We start from the raw sequence: 25552 nt of genomic DNA, 5'->3' as shown, positions 1-25552 counted from the left end.
GACTTCCATCTCCACGCTCGTTCCTTTGCACAACACAACGCAGCCCTCATCCCTTTCCACTCCATCGCCAATTGCGGATCTCCGGCAGATCATCCCCGTGCTCCGAGATGTATTGCTTATGCTCAATGAGTTTCTCACCGAGGGTTTGCTTGGCATAGGCAGCCCGGGATCCCAACTGGGGCAGACGGTCGATCACATCACCGACCAGGTGGAACCGGTCGAGATCATTCATCACCGTAATATCGAAGGGAGTGGTGGTCGTACCTTCCTCCTTATACCCGCGCACATGCAAATTCTTGTGGTTCGTCCGTCGATAGGTCAGGCGATGAATCAGCCAGGGATAGCCATGAAACGCGAAGATGATTGGCTTATCAGTTGTGAACAGGCTATCGAACTCCTTGTCGCTCAACCCGTGAGGGTGCTCGCGCTGAGGCTGGAGTTTCATCAAGTCCACCACATTAATCACCCTAATTTTCAGACCGGGGAAAAACTTCCTGAGCAACTCGACGGCGGCTAACGTTTCGAGCGTCGGCACGTCACCGCAGCAGGCCATCACGACATCAGGCTCGCATCCCTGATCGTTGCTAGCCCATGGCCAGATGCCAAGGCCGGCGGTGCAGTGTTTGATCGCGGCGTCCATATTCAACCACTGGAGGGCCGGTTGCTTGCCGGCCACGATCACGTTCACGTAGTTGCGGCTGCGCAGACAATGGTCGGTGACGGACAACAGGGTGTTCGCGTCAGGCGGGAGATAGACCCGGATGACCTCGGCTTTTTTGTTCACCACGTGGTCGATGAACCCCGGGTCCTGGTGGCTGAACCCGTTGTGGTCCTGCCGCCACACATGCGACGACAAAAGATAATTCAAGGACGCAATCGGCCGCCGCCAGGGAATCTGATTCGATACTTTGAGCCACTTGGCATGCTGATTGAACATTGAATCGACGATATGGATAAAGGCTTCATAGCAGGAGAACATGCCGTGGCGGCCCGTCAAGAGATAGCCTTCGAGCCAGCCTTCGCACTGATGCTCGCTCAACATTTCCATCACGCGGCCATCCGGCGCCACATGATCGTCGCCGGGAATGATCTCGGCGGTCGAGCATCGGTTCGTCACCTCGAATACCGCACCCCAGCGGTTTGAGGCTGTCTCATCCGGGCTGAACACACGGAAATTGGTGGAGTTCGATTTGACCACATCACGAATAAACTCGCCTTGGACGCGTGTGGCTTCGCCCTCCACTGCCCCGGGCTTCGGTACCTTTACAGCGTAATCGCGGAAATCTGGCAGGTGCAGGTCGTGCAGCAAGAGACCGCCGTTGGCGTGGGGATTGGCGCTCATGCGGAAGGGGCCGGTCGGTGCTAGATCCGCCAATTCAGGGATGAGTGTGCCGGTCTTGTCAAAGAGTTCTTCCGGTTTGTAACTCTTCATCCACTGCTCAAGAATTCTGATGTGACCGGGCTTATCCATGTCACCCATCGGCACTTGATGCGAACGGAATGTGCCTTCAGCCCGCTTCCCATCCACGATCTTCGGCCCTGTCCAGCCCTTCGGTGAACGCAGGACGATCATCGGCCACCGAGACCGTTTTTTAAATCCTTTGGTCCGTGCGTCGCGCTGAATCTTTTTGATGTCAGCCACGACCGCGTCGAGGGTGGCAGCCATCTGTTGATGCATGGTCATCGGCTCATCGCCCTCGACGAAATAGGGGCGGTAGCCGTAGCCGATGAAGAGCGATTCCAATTCGTCGTGCGGAAGCCTCGCCAGCACCGTGGGGCCGGCGATCTTGTACCCGTTCAAATGCAGGATCGGCAGCACGGCACCGTCGTGCACAGGGTTCAGAAACTTGTTCGAATGCCAACTGGTCGCCAACGGGCCGGTTTCCGCTTCCCCATCGCCCACGACACAGGCGACGAGCAGATCCGGATTGTCGAACACCGCGCCGAACGCATGCGAGAGCGAATACCCCAACTCGCCGCCCTCGTGGATAGACCCCGGTGTCTCCGGTGAGACGTGACTCGGAATGCCGCCGGGAAACGAGAACTGGGTGAAGAGCCGCTTCATCCCCTGTTCATCTTGCGAGATGCTCGGATAGACCTCGCTATAGGTGCCCTCCAAATAGGCGTTCGCCACGAGCCCCGGTCCACCATGGCCCGGCCCTGTGACATACATGACGTTCAAATCGTATCTCTTAATGATACGGTTCAAATGGACATAGACGAAGTTCAGCCCCGGCGTCGTACCCCAGTGGCCGAGCAAGCGCGGCTTGATATGGGCCAGCGTGAGCGGCTTCTTCAGCAAGGGATTGCCGTAGAGATAAATCTGCCCCACGGAGAGATAATTCGCCGCTCGCCAATAGGCGTGCATATTTCCGAGCAGGTCTGAGCTCAGCGGTTTCTTCTTGGTCTGATTCATTGATTCCTCGTCATGCTAAACTAGGCGGCTGACTCTTCCACGTTACGGCCCCTACGTCTCGTCCAGCAGTTGAAGGACGGAACGGGCAATCTGACTTTCTTCATCCGTAGGGATCATACGAACGGTGACGCCGCTGCCCTCCTTCGAAATGACTGAGGCGCCCGCTCTGTTGGAAGCCTCATCCACTGCGACGCCGAGGAACTCCAGTCCCTCACAGATGCGCGATCGGATAACCGACGAGTTCTCACCGATACCGCCGCTGAAAACCAGCGTATCAAGCCCGCCCAAGGCAGCGGCAAATGAGCCGATCCACTTCTTGGCCTGGTAGCAGAAGAGTGCCACGGCTTCAGCCGCACGTGAATCGTGGCTTTCACTGGCCAAGAGGTCCCGCAGGTCTGAACTGGTCTCCGAGACCCCAAGCAACCCCGATTGCTGATTGACCATCGTATGGAACTGCTCCACGGTCATGCCTTCCGTTCTCGACAAATAGGACACGAGCCCCGGGTCGAGATCGCCTGAACGAGTGCTCATCGGCAACCCCGCTGTGGGCGTAAATCCCATGCTCGTATCAATGCTCTTGCCCCCGCGCACCGCCGCCATGCTCGCCCCATTTCCTAGATGAGCCAGGATGACCAGACCCTGCGCCTCATGAGGCGCAAGACGCCTGAGTTCCTCCATCAAGTAGGCATAGGACAGGCCGTGAAACCCATAGCGCTGCACACCGGTGGCCTCGTATCGTCTGGGAATGGGCAAGAGACGTGCGACACGCGGCATGTCGCGGTGAAAGGCAGTGTCGAAGCAAGCGACTTGCGGGAGCGCTGGATAGCGCGCGCCAAACGTCTCGATCAGCTCGATCTCGGCAGGCAGATGTTCCGGATCGTAGGGACTGAGCCGGCGCAGTTCACCCATGATTTCCGGAGTGAGGCGCTGCGGCTCGCGATAACGTTGTCCTCCGTGCACCACGCGATGCCCGATGGCCACAAGGTCTGTGATCGTGATCTTCTGCTTCAGCCAGGCGATGAGCGGATCGACACAATCCTTGTGATGCGCGGCCTGGATCGTCCTGCGCTCGCTGTTACCGCTGGCCACGTCCGTAAGGGTCAGCGTTGCCTCCGGAAACCCGATTCGATCGGCCAGGCAGGACACCACACGAGTGAGAGGAGGAGCAACTTGGAAGAGCGAACACTTGAGGCTCGACGATCCGCCATTGATGGTCAAGATGAAACCATGTGAGGGGCTCATGCCGACCCCGGGCTCTGCTGCACAGGCGCTTGCCCCAATCGATAGGCATCGTGGAGATACTGTGCGACCATGCGCTGCGTATTGAAAAACGCTCCGTTCAATGCAATCGCGTGCCGCATGATCTCGATAAAGCGTTCTTGCTCCTTATAAAAACAGGGCAAGACCTTCTCTTCCAATTTTCTATAAAGTTCCGCTGCGTGACAGGCGTCCATCCCGGACTGAGGCTCCAGGCAGGCCTCCACCCGATCGCCGATCGACCAGCCGGTTACACCTTCGAGATGGCCCTCGATCCACCAGCCGTCCAGCACGCTCAGGCTCGGGACCCCGTTCATCGCCGCCTTCATCCCGCTCGTCCCTGATGCCTCCATCGGCGGCAACGGTGTATTGAGCCACACATCGACACCGGCACAGAGCATCTTGGCCACCTCCATGTCGTAATTGGTCAGATAGGACACCGCGACCACGCCCTGCAGCGCATCACCCATCTCATGGATGTGCGCGATCAGGTCCTTGCCATCGCGATCGTGCGGATGCGCCTTGCCGGCAAAGACGATCTGGATCGGCCCGACCTCTCGAGCAATCTTTTTGAGCCGGTCGAGATCCTGAAAAATCAGACCGGCACGTTTGTAGGCTGCGAATCGACGGGCGAATCCGATCGTCAACACCTCGCGATCGAAGCCCGCGTTCGACTCCCGATTCACATGTTCGACTAAGGTACGCTTGGCTTCCACATGCGCCGCCCAGATGTCCGAGGTGGGAATGCCCACGGCATAGCGCAGCGAGAGTTGATCGCGCCGCCAGTCCGGCAGATGGGTATCGAAGAGCTTCTGGAACGAGGGAGCGGTCCACGTGACCGCGTGAACTCCGTTGGTAATGGAATGGATCGGATAGCCGGGGAACATGCTGTGCGAGACCTCCCCATGCTTCATCGCCACCCCGTTGACATACCGGGAGCCCCGCAGGGCCAGTTGCGTCAAATTCAACCGCTGCTCGATGCCGCAGGCCTTCAGCCTGGCCCATCGATGCTCTCCTAATACCTGCCTGGCAAGTTCCTCTGAAAATTGATCGTGCCCTGCCGGCACGGGAGTATGGGTCGTAAAGACGCACTGTTCACGAACAGTTTCAATGAGATCGGCCGATACGGATTCCGACTGGCCCTGGACAGCCAGTTTCTCTTCCACCAGCGCGAGGACGAGCAAGGCGGCATGCCCCTCATTCATATGAAACCGGAGAATGTCCCGGCATCCGAGCGCCCGCAGCAGGCGGAGCCCCCCGATCCCCAGCACTACCTCCTGACACAAACGATAATGGTCGTCGCCTCCGTAGAGCACATCGGTGAGGGTCCGGTCCCAGGGCTGATTCTCACTCACATCGGTATCGAGCAGATACACGGGAACGACAGAGCCAGACTCACCTGTTACTCGATACCGCCAGGCCCTAACATGGACCGTACGACCTTCGATGTCGACCGTGACGCGCTCGTCGATCAATTCCGCGAAATCATTGACCGGCCAGGCGACAGGCTCCTCGCTTTGCTGACCGTGCGCATCCAGACGCTGAAAAAAGTACCCTCGCCGATGCAGCAAGGACACCGCCACCATCGGCACGTCGAGATCCGCAGCCGAGCGAATCGTGTCGCCGGCAAGCACACCAAGCCCTCCCGAATAGGTCGGCATCCCGGACTCAAGGCCGATCTCCATAGAAAAGTACGCGACGAGCGGGGGCTGCACCATCAATGGTCCCTTCAGTGACATCCGCGTGGCACTGTAAACGAACTAACTCACCGTCGAATGAATCCAGTCGCCCACATAATGCGTGATCGCGATCACGCTGACGCCAATGACTAAATGCTCCGCGATGACTGTCCAAGCCGAGATCTGCTGGGCCCGCGCCAGGAGGTAGCTCAGCACCGCGAGCAGCACGAGTCCCCATCCCACGCTCACCGTCATGGCCTCCTCCAGCGGCAGCAAGAGCACCGGCACGACAAAGGTCAGCGCAATCAGGAACTTGGCCACGAAGGTGGCAATGGTGGCTTCCCAGATTTCAGACACGGCCCCATTGTTTTTAGACTCCTCCGCAATATGAATGCCCAGCGCATCAGACAGGGCATCGGCCACCGCAATGGTCACAATGCCGCCGATGACCGCAAGCCTGGAATGGGTTCCGGCATGCAGCCCGACCATCAGGCCGAGCGTCGTGATCACACCGGACGTCAATCCAAAGCTGAAGCCGGTCTTGAGCGATTGCTTCATCGTGAACAGCCAAGCCCCTGGCCGCCGGAGACACAACCGCTCAGCCAGCCGGCCACCTCCTTTACGAGCCTATTGACTGCCAAATTTGCCGCCACCGCCCCGCCATAGGCATCCTCACTCGCCGCCTCTTCCACCACGTCAAACAGGCGGGTGCCGAGCACCAGATAGTCAGGCAGCTTGATTATTTGTATTCGCAACGCGACGCGCATCTGACTCGGTTTCTGCAAAAATGTCTGTATGAGTTCCACCTGGTCGATATCTACCCGATAGTCGCCCCGCACGGATGTCGGCATCGGGACAATGGCGCGCCACGCGCCCGTCTGTTCCAGGACCTGAACGAGTAAGGGGGTCATCATCCTGGCCGGGGGGTCCGCCCATTGATGGGTCGCGTAATAGCTCATTTCATAGGGCCGCTGCGTATAGGCCATCCGTGGCGTCTCGAACCCTGGCCGTGCCACCGGCACGTTCACGACGAGAATCCCGGCTCCTGGTTTTCCTTCAGAGAAAGCAGCCCCTCTTGCCGGGCTGCCCAGGCTCAAGATGAACGTATGGATTGGTCTCTCTTCACGCGGAAGTGACAGACAACCAGCCAGTGCCAGCAAGACAATCCCGATTCCCATCAACCTATATAGCCGCACCTGCATCGTCCTCATCGGCTACTCTCCCGGTCCTCGCTGGGGAGTCTTCGTTCCCAGCACGAGCGAACTCGGCTCCTGCTCCAGTTGACGCGCCACACGCTGCAACGTTCCCGTGAGTGCCCGGAGTTCGGTCACCAGTGCGCCCGTCTCGCTCAACGTCTGTCGGGTGAACTGTTCAATATCCGGACGGCTTTCTTGGAGAACCGACCTCACAGCCTTTCCCGTGCGAGCCAATTCCTCGGTCATGATCTGGAGCGCCGCGGCACTTTTATTGACTCGCTCTAACAAGGCGGGCATCTGTTTGTTCATTGTTTCGGTCATCATCGCGACATGCTCCGCCGCTTGCGAAGCACTGTGTATGCCCTTCTCCACTTCAGCGCCGCGCACGGCAAGTGCCTGCGTCAGTTCAGCGAAATCTTTCAGGATCTGCCTGAGCGCGGCCCGATTCTCTTCACCAACCACATCCGTCGCATTCTGACTGAGCGTATTCACGTTAGCGAGCAGCTTTGTCAGGCCCTGATCAGCGAGCAGGCGAGAAATTTCCATGTCGATGCGAAAAAACAGCGAGGGACCTGTCTTGATGACCGGATACTTCTGGCCCGGCGCCACCTCCAGGGCCGGCGACTCTCGACTTCCTCCGTTCAGATTGACTCTGGCCAGTCCCGTCAGCCCTTGCGTTTCGAGTACCGCAACCGTATCCGTTTTAACCGGTGTGGCGTGAAGAATATCGAGGGTCAACCGGACCTCTTCAGGATTCTCCGGATTCAACACGATATCCTTCACGCGCCCGACGTCGACCCCCCGGTATTTTACCGTCGAGTTGACGCTCAACCCGGCGACAGATTCCTGCGTGTAGGCATAATACCGGTCATAGATCCCCCGGTAATCGGACTTCCCCAACCAAAGGACGACCAGCAAGACCGCCGCCCCCAAGGCTGCGACAAATACTCCGACTACAACGTAGTTGACTCTGGGTTCCATGTTCCCTCTTTGTGTTGGCTTTCCGCCGCCCGCCCGCGCGGACCATGGAAATATTCACGAATCAGAGGATCGTTCGAGCGCGATAATTCCTGCATGGTGCCGATGCCCAGCACCTTTCCGTGGCCTAGCACCGCGACACGGTCTGAAATGCGCCAGAGCGAATCGAGATCGTGGGTCACCATCACCACTGTCAATCCCAATAACGCTTTCAACTGCATCACCAACTCGTCGAACCCCGCCGCCATGATTGGATCCAGCCCGGCAGTCGGCTCATCCAAGAACAACAACTCCGGGTCCATCACGATGGCCCGCGCGAGGGCGGCCCGTCTCCGCATGCCCCCGCTGAGCTCGTTCGGGTATTTTGTGGCGCTCTCCGACGGCAGACCTACCAAGGCAATCTTCAGCGCGACAATGTCATGAATCATTTCCGGACTCAGCTGCGTGTGCTCTTTCAGCGGCACCGCAACATTCTCCGCCAACGTGAGCGAACTGAACAACGCGCCCTGCTGAAACATCACGCCAAACCGTCGATGATTCTCTTGCGGTTGTCCATCGCGCAACGACTGGCTGTCCACTCCGAAAAGCCGCGTGGACCCTGAGGTCGGCTCTTGCAGTCCGACGATCTCTCGCATCAACGTGGATTTCCCGCACCCGTTCCCTCCGGCAATGGCAAAGATCTCCCCCTGCAGAATCGTGAGACTCACATCCTCGTGCACGACCGCTTCTCCGAATCGAGTGGAAACGTGGCAGACCTCAATGATCGGCACAGCCGCCTGCGTCGCAACCTGTAACTCAGAGTTAACCATTCGCCCCCTGCCTCGTGCCTGTGATTATCGTTATAAATTCCACCAACTCAACAGAATGCTGCACAATGCGTCGAACACGATGACCAGGAAGATACTTTGCACGACGCTGGTGGTCGTGTGCCGCCCTACATCATCCACACCCCCTCGGATTTGAAACCCCTGATAGCAGCCCACCAGCGCAATGATAATGGCAAAGAACGGCGCCTTTCCGATTCCGATGAGAAAGTGCCGCAGGGCCACCGCTTCTTCAAAGCGCATCACAAACTCGGTAAAACTGACATGGAGCTGATTCGAGGCGATCAACATGCCGCCGAACACGCCCAGCCCATCCGCATAGACCGTGAGCAACGGCAAGATGAGCATCAACGCAAAAACCCGAGGCAGCACCAACAATTGCATCGGCGACAGGCCTAACGTCTGAACCGCGTCCAGTTCCTCCGTCACCTTCATCGTCCCGATCTGCGCCGCATAGGCCGAACCGGAACGGCCGGCGATCAGAATAGCGACGATCAGCGGAGAGATCTCTCGCAACAACGAGATCCCGACCAGATCCACCACGAAAATATTGGTGCCGAACTTCCGCAACTGCTCCGCCCCCTGATAGGAAATCACCACCCCGATCAAGAAGGCGAGTAGCCCCGTGATGGGCAATGCATTGAACCCATCCAGCTCAAGACTTCTCAACAGCGCCCGCCAACGAATGAGTGACGGCCTCTTCAGCAATCGCCAGACCCCGACCGTGCTCTCGCCGACGAACCCCAGCGCCCTCACAGCCTGCTTAGCCTGCCCAGAAATCATTCGATGAAACTGTTCCATCCGCCCGGTTTTCGTCGCTGGAGCGACCTCGATGCGATCCCAATTGGCAGACACCATGCGAAGCAGCTCGGCAAACTCAGCACGCAACCCTTCAACCGACACTTGCCGCCCCTGCTGACGGAGTTGCATCACCATTCGGTACAGCATCACGGCTCCCCCCGTGTCCATGGCTGTGATGCGACCTGCATCGCACAGCAGCTCACTCGACCGGGGCCACGGCAGGAGAGCCACCGCCCGTTCGAGATCCGGCAGGTGCTGGAGCGTCCATGGTCCGGTACAGTGCAGGGCCTCGTCCTGTCTGATCGTGAGGCTCGCCCGTTCCCCTTGTACCGATGCTGACAGAGACATCACGATCCTATTTTTCCATAATGGTCTTGAGATCCGCCCCGCTGATCACTTCATGCTCGAGCAACTGCTTCGCCCCTTCACGAAGCGAGGCCTTCTGTTCCGCCAGCAGCAACTTCACCCGCTCGTATTGCTCATCGATGATGCGGCGCACTTCACAGTCGATCTCGCGGGCAGTCTCCTCCGAATAGTCGCCCTTCTCCTGGGAGAGCTGGATCTGCATAAAGAGAGGCTGGCGCTCACGCTCCAACGTGACGGTCCCCAGCCTCTCGCTCATCCCGTAGGACTTGACCATGCTCTTGGCAATGTCCGTCGCCTTGACCAAATCATTCTGCGCTCCCGTGGACGCCTCGCCGAAGATCAATTCTTCCGCAATCCGTCCTCCGAGCAAGACGGCGATCTTATTCTCCAACTCCGTCTTGGCCATCAAAAAACGATCCTCGGTCGGGAGCTGCAGGGTATAGCCCAACGCGGCAATCCCTCGAGGAATGATCGAGATCTTCTGGATCGGGTCTGCTCCGGGAAGCGACAGGGCCACCAAGGCATGGCCCACTTCATGGTGCGCGACCCGCTCCTTCTCCATCTTGTTGAGCACCCGGTTCTTCTTCTCCAGCCCTGCCACGACCCGCTCCACCGCTTCTTGCAATTCCGGAAGCCCCACCTGCTCCTTGCCACGGCGAACGGTCAAGAGCGTCGCCTCGTTGATGATATTGGCGAGGTCGGCCCCGGAAAATCCCGGCGTCATCCCGGCAATCACCTCGAGATCGGCATCGGGACCAAGAACCACCTGCTTTGCATGGACCCGCAAGATGGCCAGACGGCCGATCTTGTCCGGTCGATCGACCAATACTTGGCGGTCAAACCGGCCGGCCCGCAACAATGCTGGATCCAGGATCTCAGGCCGGTTGGTGGCCGCCATGAGAATGACGCCGATACGGGGATCGAAGCCGTCCATCTCAACCAGCAATTGATTGAGCGTCTGCTCCCGCTCCTCATGCGCCATGGGTCCCATCCCGCGAGCCTTCCCGATCGCATCTAATTCGTCGATAAAAATAATGCAGGGGGCCTTGACCTTGGCCTGCTCGAACAGATCCCGCACGCGGGCTGCCCCGACCCCCACGAACATTTCCACGAACTCGGACCCGCTGATGCTGAAGAACGTGACCCCTGCCTCTCCCGCCACGGCTCGGGCCAGAAGCGTCTTGCCGGTTCCCGGCGGGCCGACGAGCAAGATCCCTTTCGGAATCTTGCCTCCCAGACGTGTGAACTTTTCCGGCGTCTGCAGAAACTCAATCACCTCGCGCAGTTCATCCTTGGCTTCGTCCACACCTGCCACATCGGCGAAGGTGACCTTCGTATCCTTCTCCGCATAGATCTTCGCCTTCGACTGCCCCACCGTCATGAACCCGCCCTGGCCCTGCCCGAGACGCCGGAAGATAAAAAACCAGATCCCGACGAAGACCAGCGTCGGCAACAGCCAGGAGAGGAGGTCCCTCACGAACGTCGTCTCAATTACTCCGGTGAACTTCACGTGATGCGCATTCAGTTCTTTAACGAGATCCGGGTCCTCGACCCTGATGGTCGTGAATAACTTCTGCTCTTTGGAGCCCTCTTCCGGCTTCAGCTTCCCGGTCAAGGTCTGATGAGTGACCGTGACTTCCGCCACGCTACCAGCCGCCACGAGAGTCCTGAATTCGCTATAGGGAAGCTCTTCCAGCTTCTGCAGTGCATGGATGAAATCGTGCACGAGGATGACGGCCCAGATGGCGAGAAAGACATACCAAATCGAAAAAGAGATTTTCTTATTCACCGGCATAGAGATGAGATCCTCCGATATCGCAAGATTGCGGGAGGCTGAAACAATTCGCCGCCCTCAACCTTGCATTAGAACTGCAAAGAAGGGGCCCTGGGAGAGCTTCTCAGAGCTGGAGACTTCCAGAGGAATATTGAGTGTTTCGAGTGAAATTGGACAGATGAAAAGGGAGCCAGGGGGAGTCCTGCTACAGTGCCCCCAATTTCCCCTGTGGCATATAGCTACAGGCCCAAGCAGATATCAGGGCTAAGACCGCACCAGCAGGACCGCGGCAAACAAAATCCCCAACGTCAATACGAGAGAGAACCGTGCAGCCCAAGGAGACCACTGAACCAGGGCTTGCTCGAACCTGGTTCGGCTCTCAGCTGGGGACTGCGCGATCTTCCCGACGAGCGGCCCGAGAACAAGGTCGTGGGTCAGGGTCAAGAACAAGAGAAACGTCACGAGCCCCAGCTTCACCGTCAAAATCATCGGCCAACTCGATGGATCACTGAGGGAGATCCCCCTCTGATGCAACAACAAAGGCCCCGTGAGCAAAAGAACCGTGATTGCGCCCCAGACCACTATGCGAAACCGCCTGGCGACGGCTCGAAAGAGCAGGGGTCTCTGAGCGGTGAACGGTTCGCGCTTGAACACCGGCATCAGCACTAGCGACAAAAATATCGTCCCGCCGATCCAGCTGATCGCCGCGAGAAGATGGAGCCATATAAGAAGAGAAGTCCCCATTGCTCCGCCACATTACGTGGTGGAGTGACCGGGGTTCAAGAGTGGAGTCTGGGTCGGTCCAGATTGAGTCGGCAGTTTCAGGCGAGGGCACCAGTCGATCTCCGCCAATGCGGCCGCGACCTCGAACCGCTGCGCCTCATGGATTGGCGCCCCGTCCTGAACCATCTCCATACAAGGTGTGCAGATAAACTGACAAGGCACAGGACAACGATGCGCGTCACATCCGACGAGAGCATTGAACAGTGCCGTTCGTTCCGCACAATAACGAACAGGGTCTGGCGCCACTAAACTTTCTCGATAACACTCGATTCGTTGCCAAAGCTTCGCCAGGCTGGAAACCGGACGATCATTCACGCTCGCCCAGGCGCCAGGGAAACGGATGGCTTCGCCGATCAGCTGCAGCGCGCCATCCAACCCCTCCGGCAGCGAGGGGAACTGGGCCATGTTCACCTGCTTCCCGTTCATCTGCCCTACGGTGAAGATAGGAGCGCGTTGAGCCAGGCTCAACGCGCTCGAATCAGTCTCCGCGACCCGATGAGGTATGTGGACGATAAGGTTCATCGCTGCCGAGCTAATCGCCGTTAATTAGAATGACACTCCGACATAGGGACCAACCGTGAAGTAGTTATTCGTCGTGTTGGTCATCCCAGCCGCCAAATGGAAACGGGCATCCACGCCGAGCTTGAAAGCCTTCCAGACTTGATACTCAGCTCCGGCGCCGAACTGGACCCCGATATCGAGGTACTGAGTCTGATTCGATGGAGGGCTGATCACATGGATATCCAGCCCGATCGGGATAATCCAGGGACGAAAGGCACTTCCCTCCCTGAACTTAATTTTTGGCGAGACATCGATCGTCACCATCGTCAATTGAGTCTTCACGTCATTTGTTGAACCAGACACCCCGGCGCCCCTCACTGAGTTCGACGCAAACCGATTGAACTGGACCCCAAGCTCACCAACCGCCCAGGTCTTGTCCATCGCGCCCCATGTATCCTTGGACAAGAGAAAATCGAGGCCGGCCCCCGCATACCAACCGATATTGCTATCGTTTTTTTGCCCAGTAGACCCGTTTGCAAACGTTTCACCAGATCGGTCGCTACTCAGCCTGGTAAACCCGCCGCGATAGAACACCATGTTGCCAGCTTCTTCAGCCGAGGCCGGCGATACAGCACAAACAGCGAGCCCCCCGGCGATCGCAATCGCGGCAACCCACACTCCAATGTTCCTGCTTCTCTTCCGAACCTGCATCATGCTCCCCTCCCTGGGTGATCATCGGAAGACGTTCCTTGTCCCCCGACCGTTCCGCTGACCTGCGCTCGCCTGCTCGCGCGATCAGCCTAGTGAATAACTGCATCACCGGTGCCTCCCTTTACGGCGCAAGCTGCGACACTTTTGCCCCTGCCCCCTCCGGCACATCCTTCGCGCAACGGAATCCCATCCAATTGATCCTCGTATTGGGATCGGTTCCGTTCCTCATCGCGACCCGCATAGTCGTCGTGCTGTCCATCCACCCACCACCCCGGAAGGCTTTCTGGGTGCCGGTCTCAGGGCCTTTGGGGTTCCGGTCAGGCGCTGCCGCGTAATAGTCCTGGTCATACCAATCGGCCACCCATTCGGACACGTTCCCGATCGTCTGGTACAGCCCGTAGGGGCTCACGGCATTCTCATATTTATCGACCGAAATAATCGGCGGATACAATAAGAGTCGTTCCGGACGATCCCGCACCGGACCGGACAGGCCGGTTCTCCCGAAATTCGCTCGGCTCGGCCCCGCATATTCTTTGCCCCAGGGAAAGAGCCGCCCGTCCACTCCGCGCGCCGCTTTCTCCCATTCCGCTTCCGTCGGCAGCCGCTTGCCTGCCCACTTGCAGTAGGCATCGGCGTCATACCAGGACACGTGCATGATGGGGTGATGCGCCATCGCCTCCTGGAAATTTCCACCGTCATACCGCCAGTCCACTTGCGGCGGACGGTTCGTCGCGAGCACAAATCCGAGATATTCCAACGCCGTCACTTCGTACTTGCCGATCTCGAAGGCATCCAGATAAACATGCCGCTGTGGAATCTCGCCGCGATAGGCGAGCCGGTCCGTCTTCTTGTCGCTGCCCATCACAAACTCACCGGCCGGCACGAGGACCATGTCATCCTTGGGTCTCCACTTGGCGGCCCGTTCCGCCGCGAGCTTTTTCCCTGCCTCAGTCCACTCCATCGTCACGTCCTGCGTATCGAGCCCCCAGGCGACGTTCGCAATCACCAGGGCCACGACCGCAGCGATAATCATATTTACGACTCGATTGACCGTCACTAGCCTTTCCATTCGCACCTCACTCATAACCGGCCTCCTCTTTTGTTACCCAGGCTAAGGGCGCGAGGCAAGGGGCGAGCGATAGTCAGACTCAACCCCTTCGCCCTTCGCCTTTCGCCTCTAGCCCCTTGCCAAATGTTGATTTCGCACAGCGCAATCCCGTCAAATAACTTCTGCGATCCGGCGTGCCGCCATTGCGCCCGGCGGATCGCGCAACCTCCGGATCTTCGTTCCAGGAGCCACCGCGAAAAACTTTGAGTTCGCCGGAGGCAGGCCCAGTCGGATTGTCCGATAAGTCGCGGCGATAGTATTCGGGGTCGAACCAATCCGACACCCATTCACTCACGTTGCCCGCCATTTGATAGACGCCGTAGGGACTGACGCCCTTGTCGTACCGATTCACATTGGCGAGGGGCGGATACTTGAATCCGCGCTTCGAACCGGAATGGGCGATATTGCTTTTCATCCACCCGGCCGGTTCGTTGCCCCAGGGAAACATCCTGCCATCTTCACCGCGCGCGGCCTTCTCCCACTCCGCCTCGGTCGGAAGCCGTTTGCCAACCCAGCGGCAATAGGCATTGGCCTCCTCCCAGCTCACCCCGATGACCGGATGCGATGCGATCTTTTCGAGAAAGGGATCCTGCATCCAAAACTCCGGCCACGCCGCCCCTGTGCCCAACACGAATCGAAGGTAATGGACGTTGGTGACTTCGTACCGGTCGATCTCGAAGGCATCCAGGGACACGGGCCGCTGCGGCAACTCTTGAGGACCGGCGGCGCGATCCACCTTAGGGTTACTGCCCATCAAAAACGGCCCCCCCGGCACCGAAACCATGCCTTCAGGAACCTCCAGCAAGGCCAGCCGTTCTAGTTCCCAAGGCTGCGCCCAGGGATCATGCTTGGGAGACAAATGGTTGGCATGCACTGCGCCATTCAGCAGAAACCCCCAGGCCAGCAGGCCGATTGCCAAGGCGACCCTGATTTGCCACGCCAAACTGTAGTGATGCAATTCCATTCGTGATCCGCCGCTCTTCAACTCGTTCAGTCTTTTCTATCGCTGTCCATTCTGCTTCTAAGAAAACGGGGGAGCCACACCTTACGCGCAGCTCCCCCGTCTCGACCGATACTATTCCGCTGCTGCCTACTTCATCGCAGTCGGAATAGCGCGAGGCTCGGGCTGCACATCCGCATGCTTGGCGCCAGCTCCGTGCGCGCCCAGCGGTTGGATCCGTGAGTCACCGGCTGGCAACACACGGAGGTAGCCCCATTGTCCCGACTGCGTGTAGGGCAGCCGCGCATTGGACCACACGAAGTCTCCCACCTGACGATACGGGCCGCCCGCACCGCCACGGATGAAGACATCGAGGATCTCGGACCCGGCGTACTCCACGACGCTGATCTGGTCGGCGCCAGGCATGTAGGGTTCGATCGGCCATTCATGGCCTTCGACCGCAAACATCCCGTTCTGTTCGCTGTTCGCGCCGATCACATGGATACGGACCGCGTCACCGGCATGCGCCTCGATCAGAGGCGTCACCGGATCTTCCGGCTTGTCCACCACGCAGGGCTGGAAAATCTTGCCCAGCGAGCAGCCTTGCTCCTCACGGAACTTATAGGGTTCCGCGCGGTAGTTGACCGACGTCAACCCGGCCACGTTTTGCACATAAGGCATGAACGCGGTGCCGATGATGTTGTCCTCGTCTTGGAAGAAGAGGGCCACGTCACGGTAATTCCGCTTGCCGACATTCTCCGTCAAGCTGGCGTCGACAATGACGTCAGCTCTCCAGGCATTCTTCTGCGACAGATCCGCACCGGTCACCGGATCGCGATACTGCGACCCGCGCGGACCGACCACGATGGCGCCGTACAATCCGTTGCGCGGATTCACGACGATGTTGCCACCGTCCCACACCAGCGACGTCGTTTCCTTGTTCGCCGGATGTGCGTAGTAGGTATAGGTGCGGCTCTCGCCCGGGGCCACCGTCTGATCGCCGGCATTGTTGCCGACGTTCAAGCCCTGGCTGTCTTTCGGATCGAAGGCCAGACCCGGCGCAAAGAATGACGCCCGGCTTGCCTTCATCTTGTTCTTCAGATTCACCTTGATGCAGTCACCAAGGTTGACGCGCAACGTGAGCGGACTCGGCATCACATTGCCCGACACGGTGGTCGCTTCTTCTTCCAGCGCGAAGATCTTGCCTTCCGGCACCGTCATTTCAATCTTGCGCTCGAAATCGACTTCGATCGTATCCGGCGCCTTCGGATGGAGCTTCAACGGACGGTCCAAGGACACGACGTTGAAGTTCTTCACCGGAGCATCGGCCGGACAGACCGAGCTTGGCGTCGCGGGAATCCCGAGAGGATTGGTTCCCTTCGGGAGCGGCTTCAGATCCGCCGTTTCCTTGTCGAGTACGCGCACGATGCCCCATCCACCTTCGGCAAAGTGTGACGTTCTGCCGTTGAAGTGAATGTAGTCGCCCGGCATACCCTGGAATCCGCCCGCCTTGGTCACGAGGTCATACCGCTCGGCGATCCCGACGTGAATCGAGTTCTTCCGATTGGCATCCGCCGCATAGCGCTCCGTGAGGAACGTATGGCCGGAGATCGTCCAGACGTGGGATTCGTTCATGAGCTGGTGCAACAAACGGAACACCATGGTGTCCCCTGTGTACGCCCGCAAGAGCGGCGTACCGGGATCGCCATGGATCGCGCTGCTGAACAGCTTGGACGTATCCGGATTGTTGGACAAACGTTGCGCAAACGGGGCCGCGCGGAAGTTGAAACCGCTGCCGGTCGTATGCGTACCGCCGTTGATATACTTGTTCGGAGAGGCCAGAATCTTATCCGGCATCTGGAACGAAATGGTCTTACCTGCTTCCAACGCCACTTCGATGGGCTGTCCCGGAGGATTGCCCGCCTCGATGGTGTTCACCGTGTGCGGAACAGTGTCATGGATCGACACCATCAACTCACGGAAGCTGCCGCTGACACCGGCTCCGATCGGCTCGTTGCTGTGAATATCGGCGATCGGGCCGCTATACACCAGCTTGCCGTTCTTCGGATCGTGATAGGTGGACCCGAACGGCTCCACGATCGTCACGCCGAACCCGCCATGCGGCCAGGTCGTCGCGCCGAACGCGTGGTCGTGCCAGAACACGGTCCCCATATCGACGTCCACCCACCACCGGTAGCGGACGAACTCCGGCGACACGAGATCGCCCGCCGGATGGTTCTGCTTCAGCGGCTTGAAGAACGTCACGGTCGCGCCCTTGATCTCTTTGATCCGGGCGACTTCCTGACAGCTCTTATCCCGCGGCAATGACGCCGCGGCATCGTTACCCTTTTCCAAACAATCCATGCCCACCATCACTTCGGTGTTCACATGGAACGGCGTGGCGCCAGGCGCCATCTGAATATTGATGGACGCAGTGCCCGCCTTCACGGCACCCGTCAACTTCCCGACCATCGGAGCCGGCAACCCATGCTTGGTCTTCTTGCCCCACATGGTGAACGGCCGGACCGACATTTCATACTCGAACCCGGAAATGACACCATCCGAATTCCCCGTGTCGAACTGGAAGAAGTGGGGATGGATGTTGATCTTGGACGACTGGAAATTCGTGTAATCGTCGTCGTCCCACTCGCTCGTCAACAGCAAGTCCACACAGTCATACACGTTGGCGCGGATGACGGCGGGGAGCTTGAGGTCGTCGTTCGCTCTGGTCAGGGTCTCCTCTTCATGGAGTACGTAGATCAGACCGTCCTTGTCGACCATCGCCGGCTCTTTCCCCTGCTTCTTGGCCAGGGTGATCGGCATACGGACGAAGTGGATGTTGTAATGCTTGCGATTGGCATTGTCGGGGCAGAGGCTCCAACGGCCCTGCTCGCCCGGCTGCGCCGGCTCGGAAGTCCGCTCACCGTTTGCGTCCTGGTGAATCGGCTCCAGCCATGGCGCACCACTGTGGTTCGCGGAGAAGGGCACCCGCTTGCCGAAGTGCGGCTTGAACAACGGCCAGGACATCTTGGCCGTGGTCGGATCAAACAGGATGGCCGGTCTGGTGCTGTCATCCCACTTGGCTGCCGCCGGGTACTTCGGATTTGCCGCGGTGCTTTCGCGCTCGCCACGGGCAATGTTGCCATCCCACTTCCAATCCCATACGGTGGAATCGTAGGACATGATCTGGGCCTTCTCATCGTTCGTGTGGCCTGGCTGACCAGCGGCCGGCACAAATATCTCGACCCAATCCTTGATGTTCACAATGACAGGATCGGACTTCCAGTTGGTCTTCTGGCTCTTGTCGACAATCTTGAAGACCTTCCCGAACCAATCGACGGTCGTCCCGATCAACTTGTCGGACGACACGCCCATCTTCATCCGGCCCTTGCGGTCCGGCAATTCTGCCAAGTCCGGCATCGTGTCTGTGTGGGCCGAACCGACTTGCAACGTATTGTAGAAACGTCCGTAGCCCCACATGCCCGCCACATAGTGGTGCGCAACATGGCAGTGATAGAGGAACTCGCCCGCCAAATGCTGACAGCCACCGCCGCCGCATTCCGGTTCGAGGTCCAAGGCTTCTGAGGGCCCGATGACTTCCACGTCCACGCGATCAGACTTGGTCCGGACGACCGGATACTTCACCGGACCATCCTGGCCCTTGTACCAATGTTCGTCCTGATCGGCGCGCGGGCTGCGCTGCCAACGAATCGTTCCGCTATGCGGATGGTGGGAGTGAAACACTTCCGATCCACCATGGACCAGCCGCCACTTGACCGGATCACCCAGATAACCGCGGGCAATCGTGGTCGGCGTATCGCCGAACGTATAGGCGCTGTAGGCCATCGACTCGTCTTCGAAGCCGAAATACTCATGCTGCAAATGCATCTGATCGATGCCGAAGGGCTCGCTGCGATAGTTGATCGCACGGCCACCCGGACGATAGGCATCCGTCAGCGGATCGCGCTGGGGCAGGAAGTCGCCCTTCTTGTTCAAGGGACGGAAGGCTTCGTCGCCGATTTCGTGATAGAAGAGCACGAATTCGCGGAAGTCCGGTCCGGACCCGTTATCGATGTTCACCTGCCAGCCGCTCGTGACCTGCTTGTCAGGGCCGGTCCCCAACGCATCGACGTAGCTCGATCCCTTCGGCTCCACGATGAACGCGCCGAAGAGGCCCAACACGGTCAACTCACGGTCATGGCTGTAGGAATGGAACTGCCGCACACCCTCCTGCATCTGCGGATGGATGTACCACTCGAACTCCTGCGCCTTGCCCGGAGCCACGATGGACTCGGGGTTCGTCGTCAGGGCCGGCTTGCCGGTCGCGCTCACAATCATGCTGGAGGCGCTGATGAACAAGCTGCCGTCCTCGCCCTCCATCTGATTGCGGAGCGTCATCTTCACGCAGTCGCCCTGGTTGGCACGGAGCACCAGAGGCTGAATCATGTCGCCCTGCAACCCGGTCGACACGGCTCCCGGATCGAAACCATCCTTGTCGCGAGAGGCCTTGTTCTTGGCCTCCTCGCTGCGGACCTTGTCGAGGTCCTGAGTCAGCGCGTACATGTACCCAGGATAGAAATCGAGCCACCGGTTCAACGTGATCTCGACATTGATCATCGACACGTCATACTTCTTGACCGGCACACCGGCGGGACACTTCCCGCCCGAGGCCATCACCGGCTCGCCCTTGGTGCCGTCCGACATGAGCAGGAAGCTGCTGCCGTCCTGTCCCATATACTGGTGCATCATCGACATTTCGTTGAATGCACCGGACGTCTGCTGAGCCTTGGCGTCTTTCTGCGCCTGCTGCTCGAGCTTCTCCATCAGGCGATGATGCTGCATCTCCATCTTCTCTGCATTGCCGGAACGGCCTTCGATGGCGTTTTCCACCACCGTCTGGCCTTTCAACTGCTGGGTCCAGCCCGGCATCGCAACCGGAGTGGCATGCCCCTGATGGGCCCCCTCTCCCGATCCCGCCGCAAACAGCCCTGGTGTTGCCACCAGACTGCCGACCAGCAAGACGCTCTGCAGCATCAACGCCAACCCCGTACGGCGCCGCCTGCGCGTTGGTTGAAACACATCACCCCTCATAGTACGGCCTCCCCTGTTATGCCCGCCTCACCAGGCGGGTTGGTTGAAACTACTCGTCGCTCGTATTTCGTTGCCTGTCCGACAAAGCCCGCATCACGTCTCATGGCCTTCGTTAAGCGCTGGTGGGGGGTTCCTCTTTGCGGAGGAGAGGGTCATTCGGAGGCCGGTCCAAAATTACCCAGACCCCCACCAGCAGCGCTACGTATTCGCAACTTACATGCCCTCTTGAAGCTATTGGCATAAATCAGCCGTTATTCCGCTCTAATCCTGGCGATTTGCAATTGATGGCACGGTGAGGCCAAGAGGCCTATCTCGGTCAAACTTCCACAAGACTAGACAGCCAAAAGCAGGAATACCGACAAGCCACTACATTTCAAGTAGATGCACTGTCCAATCCATTAGACAATTGCAGCCATATGATGGGGCGGAAACGGGCAGAAGCTAGCCCAAGAACAGAAACGCGGGCAGGGAACGTCAAACGTGAGATGTAAGAGGTACAACGATTCAGAGGGGGAATCACTCGATATCCCTACGTTTTACTTTTTATGGCTCTTGAGAGCGATGCTGGCAGACTTTTTCAACAGCCTGCTAGACGTCGCCCAATTCGTAGGTGCGAAGCTTGTTATAGAGGCTGGCGCGGCTAACCTTGAGGAGCTTGGCCGCTTTAGCGCGATTGCCTCCAGTCTGCTGGAGGGCCTGCAGAATTCTTGCGCGTTCGGCCTGTTGGGCGGCCCCACGCGCCACAGTGCGGAGATCATCTCCCGCCTGCTCCCGTCCCGCCGCCACGAGATCCTTGCACTGCAACTCGGACCCGCTCGTGGTGACGACCGCCCGCTCAAGGTAATGTTGCAACTCCCGCACATTGCCGGGCCAGGGGGCCTGGGTCAGGGCCTGCATCATCTCCCGCGGCACATGACGGACTTCCTGCCCATGGCGCTTGCAGGACACCTCGACGAAATGCTGTACCAGGAGAGGAATATCCTCTCGTCGATCCCGGAGCGCCGGAAGATAGAGCGGGAGCACGGCGAGCCGATAATACAAATCCTGGCGAAAGGCCTTGGCCTTGACGAGTTCGACGAGATCCTTATTCGTCGCGGAAATCACCCGCGCATCGATCTTGATCGATTGATTGCCTCCGACCGGTTTGATCTCTCCCTCTTGCAGCACCCGCAGCAACTTGGCTTGAAACGTCGCCGTTGTGTCCGCGATCTCATCCAGAAAGATCGTGCCTCCGTCGGCTTCCTCAAAGAGCCCTCGCTTCGAAGCGTGGGCGCCCGTGAAGGACCCCTTCACATGTCCGAACAGCTCGCTTTCCAACAATGTTTCCGGCAACGAACCGCAATCGACCACGACGAAGGGCTTATCCCGTCGATAGCTGGTGCGGTGAATCGTCTTGGCGACCAGTTCCTTCCCGGTGCCGCTCTCCCCTTGAATCAACACAGTCGCGCTGCTGTCGGCCACCAGCCGGATCATGTCGAGGAGCTCCCGCATCGGCTTGCTCGAACCGATCAGCTCACCGAGCCTCACGTCATCCCGCACAGCCGAAGCATCGCCCCCGGCAGCACTCGCAGGATTCAACGGCGCCTTGAACCGCACCAACACAGACTCGACCTCTCCGCTGCTCGAGACAAGCGGAAAGGCCTGATGCATGCCACAGGCCACACCATCCCCTCCGGAAGAACAGGCCACGGACCGGACATCGGGCGATTCGAACAGGTTCGTCGCAGGGCAGGCGCCACAGGGATCTTCCCGGTGAGCAAAGGCTTCATAGCACTTGGCCGAATGATCAGACGACGGAGCGGCTTCCTCCAGCCAGGCAGATTCATTCGCATACACCACATTGAAATTTCGATCCACCACCGCCACTCGCTCGGAAAACCCACCGGCTAATTGCTTGATGGCTTCCAGTCGAGCGGCAAGAACGGGATCTGCAAAGGGAGGAACTACCGAATGGGGCTTTTGAGATCCGGCCATCTCATACCTCGCAATATACTAACGATGTTGTACGATACAGAAATTCAGTCGATTTTTCCATCCAATGCCGGGCCTAGGAGACGCCGCACGGCCCCTTTGAGCTCGCTCAGGCGCACCGGCTTATCGAAGTAGGCCTCCACGCCGATCGCCAAGGCATCGGCTCTCGTTTTCGAATCTCCAAATGACGTGAGCAATACAATCGGCACGCCGGGAGCAAAGGTCCGAAGCCTGGAAATATAATCCAAGCCGCCAGCCGGCATACGAAGATCCGTGAGAATCAGCGTCGGGCGGGCATCAAGCACCGATCGAAGCGCCTCGTCCCCATCGGCGGCTTCCCGGATCGACACCCCCAGATCCCAGAGTTCATCACAGAGGAGGCTCCGCATTTCCTGATCATCTTCAGCGATGAGTAACACCACTGGCTTCCTTTCCACCATCACATTCATTGCCCCCTTGGCCCCCTTGCGAGGGAAAGACTTCACGACCCATGCCAGCCTGGTCCCGATCGGTCGCTAGAACAGGAGACTCGTAAGTGAGCCAGCCAGCTTAATATTCTGGCGCAATCCGAGAACTTGCAGCAGGAACGGCTATGAGTCTGGTGAGAATTGGGACAGAGGCCTGCCGATTTCTGTCGCAGATCGCGCCAGAGGAGGCTCCGCATCCATCGGCCGTCCGTTAGGCTCCTGTCGATGAAGAAGTCCCGGCCGTCTCAGCCAGATCGAGGGGAAGACGGATGGTAAAGGTCGTGCCCTTTTCAACAACACTCTCCAGCATAATAGTTCCACCATGTTCCTCGATGATGCCCTTCACCACCGTGAGGCCCAAGCCCGTCCCCTTTCCGAACTCTTTGGTGGTAAAAAACGGATCGAAGACTTTCGAACGGATCTCCTCCGGCATGCCATGGCCTGTATCGGCAACGTCGAGTCGCGCGTAATTGCCATCACGAGCGAGGCTCAGCCTGAGCGCCCCCCCCTCCGACATGGCATGGAGACTGTTCATCACGAGATTGATGAGCACTTGCATGACCTGGTCCCGATCAGCACGAACAGGAGGCAATGGCGAGGCAAACATCTTGTCGACCCTAATGCGGCTGTGGGCGATCCGCTCCTGGAACATCTCCAGACTATCCTCCACGATCGCACCGAGATCGACAGCCCGCCGCTCCGGAGTCCTCCGCCTGGCAAAGGCCAGGAGCTGATTCATCACCTTGGTAATGCGCTCAACCTGCGTGACGATCGTGGTAAGCCCCTTCTTCATTCCTTCGTCGGCGGTGCGATGGAGCAGATATTCCGCGCGCCCCAGGATCACATTCATCGGCGTCCCAATTTCATGCGCCATGCCGGACGCCAAGGTGCCCAACTCCGCCAACCGCTCCGCCTGTCGGAGCTGCGCCTCCAGACGTTTGCGCTCAGAAATATCCACGATCGACGCCACCACTCCGCGCCCCTTGGCTGTCTGAATGGGCGTGAGTCCGATTTCAACGGCAAATTCACTGCCGTCCTTCCGCAAACCGAACAGCTCGCGCCGCCCCCCCATCGACCGGGCTTCAGGCGCCTTCATAAAGCCGGCATGGTGCTGCCGGTGATCAGATCGAGAGGACCCAGGAATGAGCACCTCGACAGACCGACCGAGCAACTCATCCCGCTCGTAGCCGAATTGGCGGAGGGCTGAGGCATTCGCCATCACAATCGTCCCGTTCTCGTCAGTAAGCAACATGCCATTGGGAGCGGCCTCCACAATGAGACGAAACTGTTCCTCGCTGTCGAACGATTCTGAGTTCACGCTGGCGTCTTCCCCTCGATCTCGCCCAATTTCCGATAGAGCGTTTTGCGGTCGATCCCCAGTATCTGAGCCGCCTGATACTTATTGCCGCCGGTCTTTTCGAGGATCTTGAGGATATATTCCTTTTCCACTTCGTCCAGCGGCAGGGTCCGTTCCGCCGCATCGTCGAGGATGCGCCGATCGCCCCTGGCTCCCTGGATCGCCGCAGGGAGATCGCCAGGAACGATTTTTTCGCTCCTGGTGAGCGTGACGGCCCGTTCGATCACATTTTCCAATTCGCGCACATTGCCCGGCCAGGCATAATCCACCAACATCGCCAAGGCCGACTCGCTCACCCCCTGAATCTGTTTCCCGCGAACCTCGGCGCACTTCTTCATGAACGCATCCACGAGCAAAGGAATATCTTCGCGGCGCTCGCGCAAGGGAGGCAAGCGCAGCTCGATCACATTGAGCCGGTAGTACAGGTCCTCCCGAAAACGCTTCGCCTTCACCTCCTCCGTCAGATGGAGATTCGTCGCCGCAATGATGCGCACATCAACCGCGATCGGCTTATTTGCGCCCACACGGCGAATCTCTTTCTCCTGAATCGCGCGCAAGATCTTAGCCTGCAGCATCAGCGGCAGCTCACTGATCTCGTCCAGAAACAACGTGCCCTTCTGCGCCTCTTCGAAAAGGCCCCGCTTGTCCATCTTCGCATCGGTGAACGACCCTCTCATATGGCCGAACAGCTCGCTTTCGAGCAGTTGCTCTGGAATGGCGGCACAGTTGACAGGGATAAAGGGCGCATCCTTCCGGTCGCTATTATAATGGATGGCCTTCGCCACTAATTCCTTGCCTGTGCCGCTCTCGCCGGTGATCAACAGATTCGTGGGGCTGTCGGCGACGCGCCGGATCAGATCGAACACCTCCTGCATCGGCTTGCTCTTGCCGATGATGTGATGAAAACTATATTCCTTATGCACTTCCCGTCTAAGCCGATTCACTTCTCGCCGTAATCCGGCTTCTCGGATCACCCGCTCGACGACCCGCACCAACTCGTCGTTCTTCACCGGCTTGGTCAAATAATCGCTGGCGCCCCGCTTCATGGCCTCCACCGCCGTGTCCACTGTTCCGAAGGCCGTCATGAGCACAACCCCGATATCTGGATAGAGACGCCGGATCTCCGTCAGCAACTCCGTCCCAAGCATCCCTTTCATCCGTAGATCGGTCAGCACGACCGCATAGTCTGCCCCCCCCAATAATGTGAGGGCCTCCTGGCCGCTACCCGCCGTCGTGATCTGATGCCCACGATCCTTGAGCACATCATGGACCAGCTCTCGCATTTCCGCATCATCGTCCACAACGAGAATCGCGCCCCATTCTTCGGTCATG

At 58.7% G+C, this 25552-nt stretch carries 19 protein-coding genes; all 19 read right to left on the bottom strand.

Annotated elements, in window-relative coordinates; genetic code table 11:
* Nucleotides 1-46: 46 nt before the first annotated feature.
* Entirely contained in the window at nt 47-2416 is a 2370-nt protein-coding gene (locus NT179_10545; GenBank protein ID MCX5722448.1) for a phosphoketolase family protein, read from the bottom strand.
* A 51-nt stretch (nt 2417-2467) separates the two neighbouring features.
* Nucleotides 2468-3658, bottom strand: coding sequence for an acetate/propionate family kinase (locus tag NT179_10540; GenBank protein ID MCX5722447.1), 1191 nt, complete (start codon nt 3656-3658; stop codon nt 2468-2470).
* Complete coding sequence (gene glgP, locus NT179_10535; GenBank protein MCX5722446.1) at nt 3655-5391, bottom strand: alpha-glucan family phosphorylase; 1737 nt, start codon at nt 5389-5391, stop codon at nt 3655-3657. Before glgP ends, NT179_10540 begins: the two co-directional genes overlap by 4 nt.
* A gap of 42 nt (nt 5392-5433) precedes the next feature.
* The gene (locus NT179_10530) at nt 5434-5910 is read right to left on the bottom strand and encodes a hypothetical protein (protein ID MCX5722445.1); all 477 of its coding nucleotides are present in this window, start codon (nt 5908-5910) and stop codon (nt 5434-5436) included.
* Nucleotides 5907-6563, bottom strand: a complete 657-nt coding sequence (locus tag NT179_10525) for an ABC-type transport auxiliary lipoprotein family protein (GenBank protein ID MCX5722444.1) — start codon at nt 6561-6563, stop codon at nt 5907-5909. Before NT179_10525 ends, NT179_10530 begins: the two co-directional genes overlap by 4 nt.
* A 3-nt stretch (nt 6564-6566) precedes the next feature.
* Nucleotides 6567-7529 (bottom strand): MlaD family protein, encoded by a 963-nt coding sequence (locus NT179_10520; GenBank protein ID MCX5722443.1) that lies wholly within the window; start codon nt 7527-7529, stop codon nt 6567-6569.
* On the bottom strand, nt 7502-8335 hold the full coding sequence (locus tag NT179_10515; GenBank protein MCX5722442.1) for an ATP-binding cassette domain-containing protein: 834 nt from the start codon (nt 8333-8335) through the stop codon (nt 7502-7504). Before NT179_10515 ends, NT179_10520 begins: the two co-directional genes overlap by 28 nt.
* A gap of 30 nt (nt 8336-8365) precedes the next feature.
* Entirely contained in the window at nt 8366-9499 is a 1134-nt protein-coding gene (locus NT179_10510) for an MlaE family lipid ABC transporter permease subunit (GenBank protein ID MCX5722441.1), read from the bottom strand.
* Nucleotides 9500-9506: 7 nt separating this feature from the next.
* Nucleotides 9507-11312, bottom strand: a complete 1806-nt coding sequence (gene ftsH / locus NT179_10505; protein MCX5722440.1) for an ATP-dependent zinc metalloprotease FtsH — start codon at nt 11310-11312, stop codon at nt 9507-9509.
* Between the two features lie 243 nt (nt 11313-11555).
* Nucleotides 11556-12035 (bottom strand): hypothetical protein, encoded by a 480-nt coding sequence (locus NT179_10500; GenBank protein MCX5722439.1) that lies wholly within the window; start codon nt 12033-12035, stop codon nt 11556-11558.
* A 12-nt stretch (nt 12036-12047) separates the two neighbouring features.
* Complete coding sequence (locus NT179_10495) at nt 12048-12479, bottom strand: hypothetical protein (protein ID MCX5722438.1); 432 nt, start codon at nt 12477-12479, stop codon at nt 12048-12050.
* A gap of 141 nt (nt 12480-12620) precedes the next feature.
* Nucleotides 12621-13289 carry a hypothetical protein gene (locus NT179_10490; protein MCX5722437.1) on the bottom strand — a complete coding sequence of 223 codons (669 nt, stop codon included), beginning with the start codon at nt 13287-13289 and terminating at the stop codon, nt 12621-12623.
* A gap of 118 nt (nt 13290-13407) precedes the next feature.
* A complete protein-coding gene (locus tag NT179_10485) occupies nt 13408-14370 on the bottom strand; it encodes an SUMF1/EgtB/PvdO family nonheme iron enzyme (protein MCX5722436.1) in 963 nt (320 codons plus the stop codon).
* Nucleotides 14371-14434: 64 nt separating this feature from the next.
* Entirely contained in the window at nt 14435-15358 is a 924-nt protein-coding gene (locus NT179_10480) for a formylglycine-generating enzyme family protein (protein MCX5722435.1), read from the bottom strand.
* 126 nt (nt 15359-15484) lie between these two features.
* Nucleotides 15485-20413: a hypothetical protein gene (locus tag NT179_10475; GenBank protein MCX5722434.1), complete on the bottom strand. Its 4929-nt coding sequence runs from the start codon at nt 20411-20413 to the stop codon at nt 15485-15487.
* Nucleotides 20414-21013: 600 nt separating this feature from the next.
* The gene (locus NT179_10470) at nt 21014-22399 is read right to left on the bottom strand and encodes a sigma-54 dependent transcriptional regulator (protein ID MCX5722433.1); all 1386 of its coding nucleotides are present in this window, start codon (nt 22397-22399) and stop codon (nt 21014-21016) included.
* 44 nt (nt 22400-22443) lie between these two features.
* A complete protein-coding gene (locus NT179_10465) occupies nt 22444-22815 on the bottom strand; it encodes a response regulator (GenBank protein ID MCX5722432.1) in 372 nt (123 codons plus the stop codon).
* A 259-nt stretch (nt 22816-23074) separates the two neighbouring features.
* Nucleotides 23075-24181: a PAS domain S-box protein gene (locus NT179_10460; GenBank protein MCX5722431.1), complete on the bottom strand. Its 1107-nt coding sequence runs from the start codon at nt 24179-24181 to the stop codon at nt 23075-23077.
* A complete protein-coding gene (locus NT179_10455) occupies nt 24178-25551 on the bottom strand; it encodes a sigma-54 dependent transcriptional regulator (GenBank protein MCX5722430.1) in 1374 nt (457 codons plus the stop codon). Before NT179_10455 ends, NT179_10460 begins: the two co-directional genes overlap by 4 nt.
* Nucleotide 25552: the final 1 nt, after the last annotated feature.

Source organism: Nitrospirota bacterium (genome assembly GCA_026387665.1).
In the GTDB taxonomy this organism is placed as follows: domain Bacteria; phylum Nitrospirota; class Nitrospiria; order Nitrospirales; family Nitrospiraceae; genus Palsa-1315.
The sequence above is the reverse complement of the archived record's forward strand: the minus strand, read 5'-3'. Positions and strand labels throughout refer to the sequence as shown.